At 68.7% G+C, this 5,786-nt stretch carries 2 protein-coding genes; one reads left to right on the top strand and one right to left on the bottom strand.

Annotation, left to right across the window (positions count from 1 at the left end):
* A partial coding sequence (locus AC31A1_RS43850) for a DUF3320 domain-containing protein (RefSeq protein WP_489658666.1) occupies window positions 1-4,587 on the bottom strand: 4,587 nt, incomplete at its 3' end.
* A 271-nt stretch (window positions 4,588-4,858) separates the two neighbouring features.
* Here AC31A1_RS43850 and AC31A1_RS43855 point away from each other — a divergent pair.
* The coding region (locus AC31A1_RS43855) for a serine/threonine-protein kinase (RefSeq protein WP_489658667.1) at window positions 4,859-5,786 on the top strand (928 nt) is incomplete at its 3' end.

Consider the following 5,786-nt stretch of genomic DNA (forward strand, 5'->3'; position numbering starts at 1 on the left):
CTCCCGCACCAGCTCGCTCAGCACCTGGTGAATGTTGTCCCTGATCCGGCTGCCGGCTTTCGCCACTCTCCAGGCCTCACGCGTCCGTTGCACCAGCAGGTCCTCGTGAAGCGGCCCCTCCGCCTCGATGATCTGCATGAGAGTGCGCCGAATCCCGCGGCGCGCTTCAGGAGTGTGCAGCTCTGCAGCCGAGGACACGTGCACCTCGGCAGTCTTGTAGACAGTGCTCCACGGCCTCTCGGAGCGAGTGGCTACCGGCACGCGCTCGGGTTCGGCCACACTGCGAACATCGAGCGCGCCCCGGACCTCGGCAGTATGCGCAGGACCCGAGCCGGAGGGATCGTCGGACCCCGTGGCGGCCCCCTGTCGGAAGTCGCCGGGCGGTTCCTGCGCGACTGACTGTTCCACGGCCTCGCGCAACCGCCGCTCGGCAGCCGCCCTGTCCCGGTACCAGTCGGTGCCCCAGATCCGGTGGAGCTTCCAGCCAAGCCCTTCGAGCACCTGCTGGCGAAGCCTGTCCCGGTCCCGAGCAACACGTGACGAGTGGTACATCGCCCCGTCGCACTCAATGCCCAAGGCGTACGAACCCGGGGCAGCGGGGTGTCGTAGCCCCAGGTCGACGCGGTATCCGGCGACCCCGACCTGCGGCTGCACGTCATGGCCCCACCCCCGGAGCACGTTCAGAACGGATTCCTCGAAGGGGCTCTCGGTGTCGGCGGTGGTGTCCTGAACGATGTCGCGCGCCAGCACGGCCGGGCCGTTCTCCGCGTATTCCAGGTAGCGCTTGAGGTGCTGGACACTCTCGTTCTGGCTCTCGCCGAGCCTGCCGCCTTGGAAGGAGGAGACGACCTCCATGCGGTAACGGGCCCTGGTCACCGCCACGTTGAGCCGTCGCCACCCCCCGTCCCGGTTGATGGGGCCGAAGTTCAGGCCGAGCCTGTCGTGTTCGTCCGGACCGTAGCCGACCGACATGATCATGACGTCACGCTCGTCGCCCTGTACCGACTCCAGATTCTTGACGAAGAAACCGTCGAGCCGGTCCTCGGTGAACCAGCGGTCCAGATCGGGCCGGGCGGCTCTCGCGTGTTGGACAGCCAGGTCGATCGCCGAGGCCTGAGCCTGAGAAAGCGCCACAACGCCGAGGCTGCTGCCGGCGCGCGTGTCGAAGTGGTGGATGACACGACCGGCCACGAGTTCTGCCTCGACGACATTGTCCCTGCGGCCGGCCCTGTCATATCTTCCGTCGGCCTTGAAGAAGGCGACCCCTACATCGTTTCCGTTGTCGCGTGCGCCGGGGAAGGTAACCATGGAGTTCTTGTAGAACGAACGGTTGCTGAAGGTGATCAGGTCCTCGTGACGGCTGCGATAGTGCCATCGCAGCGGCAGTACGCGCATCGCCCCGGCCTTGCACGCGTCGAGCAGTGACTCGAAGGTATCGGGCACGTCCTCGTCGTACTCGTCCGGTTCATCCCCTACGGACGCGTCGAAGAACGACGTGGGAGGCAGCTGTTTCTCGTCACCGGCGACGACGAGAGCACGGCCCCGGTAGATGGAGTTCACGGCGTCGCTCGGCCGGACCTGGGATGCCTCGTCGAAGATGACCACATCGAACCGGTAGTCGGCAGGCAGGAATTGGCTGACCGTCAGTGGACTCATCATGAAACAGGGCTTGACCAGCCGGACGACTTCCCGGGTACGTCCGAGCAGGTCGCGCACCGGCATGTGCCGGGTCTTCAGTTCCGCCTGCCGTGTGATCACCGCGGCGGCTCCGGCGCCGAAGCTGCGCGGCCTGCGGCTGTTGCAGGCCTCGATCACGGCACCGTGCGCCGCCGCGACAAGCCGCCTGTCGGCTTCGCGGAAGTCCGCGAGCCTGCTGTCCAGGTCGGCGGAGCGGGTGACGCGCAGCCGCGGATCGACGACGTAGACGGCGTCCGTCCAGGCCTGTAGCAGGGCCCGTTCGACGATGGCGGGCAGGAGTTCGGGGGCGATACCGCGCTCCGCGCAGCGCTGTGCGAGTTCGCCCGCCCCGTACTGGTTCAGTGCACCGAGCCCGTCGCTGTGGGCCCTCCATTCCTCTGGGCCGAGCGGGTCCGCCTGCAGAACGGCCAGCGCGTGCCGGGCCTGATCCAGCGTCCCCTTCACCATCGGGTACAGCCGGATACGGCGTACGTCGTCGAACAGGCCGAGCAACCGGTCGGCGTCGTGCTCCCACTGCCCGGCACGCCGTTCCGCGATGTCGCACCAGTCGGCCAGGGCCGCACGGACCGTGTCGGTCTGGAGCTCGATCAACGGATCGGCGGTCATTCCGTCGGCCAGCTTCGCGACAAGGAGGTCACGCCGCGCCGCGCCGTGGGTCAGCGCACCAATGCGGTACGCCACGGTCAAGGCCCTGTCGAGGGATTCGAAACCGTCCCGGTCGCCCGGCGTGTACGGGCCGAGCAGTGCGGCATGCTCTGCGAGGAGCCGCGCTGTCTCGGCTGCCGCCCGCTGCCATGCCAGCGCCTGGGGAAGGCGAGACGCGTACGCCTTGTCCCATGCGCCGTTTCTGGTGAGTGCCATCGCCGCCTTGCGGTCGGCCTTGAACTGTTCGCCGAAGCGCGCCATCAGCCCCTTGTGCCGAGTCGCGAACCGCTCGACGAGCCCTGGCAGGTCCGTCGCCGCCAGAACCTGCTCGCCGAAGACATCTTCCGCCGTCGCCCGGGCCTCGGTCTCCGCCTCCGTGGCGCGGCGCAACTCATCCGCCGCGGCCTGCGCACGATTCAGCACCGCCGAGTCGAACCACGCCGCCGGTGGACGGCAGGCCGCTTGCGTGAGGTCCGTCAACTCGCAGAGGGAGAAAGCCTCTTCGGGAGTGCCCGGCTTCGGCATGCCGAGACTGTCCGCCAGCTGTGCCAGCAGCACCGAGGGGTCTTCCGGCAGCACGTCCGCGGTCGAGGGCGCCCGCGTCGGCAGGCCCGCCCGTAGCGCACGTACGAACTCACCCACCTCGTGAACCGTGCCGGGCAGAGCGCGTGCGGCAGCGAACGGCCGGCGTTCGGCCGCGGCCTGAAGCGCGGCGAGCGCGTCAGCCGCCTCGTTCAGGACAGGGAGTGGGGCGGCGCCCACCAGTCCATGCCACGCGAAGGCGTCGCCCTCCGCTGCGGGCCGCCATGCCCTGCTGACCGCCCTCGCCGCCGTGACCAGTTCCCGCAGAGCTCCGGCGCTGAGCTTACGGATTCGCTCCGAACTGCCGCTGCGGAGGGTCAGTTGGGGAGTGTCTTCCTGATCGAGCAGGACGAGACGTCCGAGGACGTCGTGCAGCGTTCGCTCAAGCGGCTCCCGGGTTTCGTTCATCGCCGCGGCGTACGCGGACAGTTCCTCCCGCAGCCGCCGCGCCCGGTCGAGTTCGTGCGCGGCTGCCCCTGTCGCGCGTATCTGCGTGGTCAGCACCCGGCCGAGTTCGGTGGCAACGGCCTTCTTCGTGGTGTTTCCGCTGTGCAGGGCGAGTACGAAGTCTCCGAGTCCGACACCGCGCAGCCGGTTGCGTACGACATCGAGCGCGGCGGCCTTCTCGCTGACGAAGAGGACGCTGCGTCCGGCGTGCATCAGCGCGGCGATCACGTTGGTGATGGTCTGGCTCTTGCCCGTGCCGGGCGGACCGCTCATCACGAACGACCGTCCGTCGAGCGCCGCCGCGATGCACTGCCGTTGCGAGGCGTCCGCGTCGAGGACGAGGGGCGTGTGCTCCGGCAGCTGGACTTCGTCGATCCGGTCGAGCGCGGGTGGCTCGAAGCCGATCAGCTCGTCGGGCAGTCCGGAGTCGGGGCCAAGGGCGACAGCCCGGATCAGCGGATGTTCGAGGATCATGTCCTCGTTCTGCTGGAGGTCCTGGTACATGGCCTCCTTGTGCGACTGGAACAGTCCGAGCACGACCCGTTCACTGACGGCCCAGCCGCTCTGTCCGGCGGCGATCCGGCGGGCCGCCGCCAGCACGGACGGCAGGTCGTCGGCGTCGGCGTCCGTCACCGGGGTCCAGTCGACTCCGGCGCGGGCGAGCCTGACGGCGAGGGCCGGATTGTGCATACGGTCCTGGTCCTCGGCGGCCCGCAGCCGCGTCCGCCCCTGCCCGTCGCGGTGCACTTCGACGGGTACGAGGAGGAGGGGAGCTGCGCTGGTTCCCTCCTGGGCGTCGCCGTCCTTCCAGTCGAGCATGCCGACGCCCAGCCACAGCAGCCAGAGGCCGTAGTCGTTGAACGCCTGCCGCGACTGCTGGCGAAGCCTGTTCAGGGCGCTGTCCAGTCCGGCCTGGGTCGCCTTCTGCGTGACCAGGCCGCCGGGCCGTCGCCTCCTGTCGCGTTCCTCTTCCTCACCGTCGTCGCCGACGGGAGCGAAGTCCCAGCCCCGTCCGAGCACAGCGAGTACGTCGGAAGCGGGCGGCGACTCGATCTCCAGCGTCGCGGACTTGCTGTGCCGGAAGTTCAGCAGTTTGTTGCGCCCACCCATGTCGATCAGTGAGTCGCGCCATCCGTGCAGCGCCCTGCGCAACGGCTGGAGTCCGGGATCTTCCCCGCCGGAGTGCGCGGCACCCCACGTTGGACTGGCTTGCATTCGGGAGCAACCTCCACGGACCGGTCGAGTCGGAGAAGGGGCCGCCATTCACACCTGACCACCCCGTATCACGCTATGTAGCAGATGCCTCCGCGCGGCACAGCAGGAACAGCTATTTCAGCCAGGCCGAACGTCCTGATATCCACCCCCGAAGGTCGGCCTCCGTCTCCCCTGAGTCCGCTCCCACGAGACCGGCTTCGGCGAGGCATGCGTTGGACTACGGTTACGACTGGCACATATCGGCTGGCCAGGGCGAAGGGACAGGACTCAGGTGAACGCGGCGCCGCTGAGCCCCGAGGATCCGACGGAGCTCGGCGATTTCGAGCTGCTGGGCCGGATCGGACACGGCGGCATGGGGCAGGTCTATCTCGGAGAGTCCCCGGGCGGGGAGCCTGCCGCGGTCAAGGTCATCAAGCCTTCGGTGGTCGACTCGGAGACCCGGTTGCGCTTCGCCCAGGAGGTCGAGGTTCTCAAGACGATCTGGGGCCCGCGCATCGCGGCGTTCATGGACGCGGACCCCGAGGCGGAGCAGCCCTGGCTGGCCACCGAGTATGTCGACGGACCGGACCTGCGGAAACATGTCGCCACCCATGGGCCTCTCCCCGCGGTCCTCGCGGCCTCGCTCGGAGCGACCCTCGCGGAGGGGCTGTCCGGGGTCCACAAGCAGGGTCTGCTGCACCGGGATCTCAAGCCCGCGAACATCCTCCTCGGCCCCAACGGCCCGAAGATCATCGACTTCGGGCTCGCGGTGTTCACGGAGTCCAGCGCCTCGCTCACCGCCCCCAACACGGTGATGGGCAGCCCCGCCTGCATGGCCCCCGAGCAGGCCAACGGTGTCAAGCCGCTGACATCACCGGTCGATGTGTACGCGCTCGGCGCCGTCCTGCTGTACTCGGTGACGGGCCATTATCCGTTCCAGGCGGACAGCATCCCCGCCCTCTTCAACCTGATCACGCAACAGGAACACGAGCCCGACCTGACCGACGCACCGGCCGCTCTGGTCCCCCTCCTCACGGCGATGCTGTCGTACGCACCCCAGGACAGGCCCACCCTCCGGCAGATCGTCCGGCAGTGCCGGTCCGTGATCGAGGCCGAAGGTCTCAAGGTCGCTCAGGCACGACACCGTCTCACGGCGCACACCGCGGTTCCGCCGACGCAGAATGCCCTGCCTCCGATCCCGCCCGCGGACACTCCTGCCC

This window comes from Streptomyces sp. P5F9 (assembly GCF_057961495.1).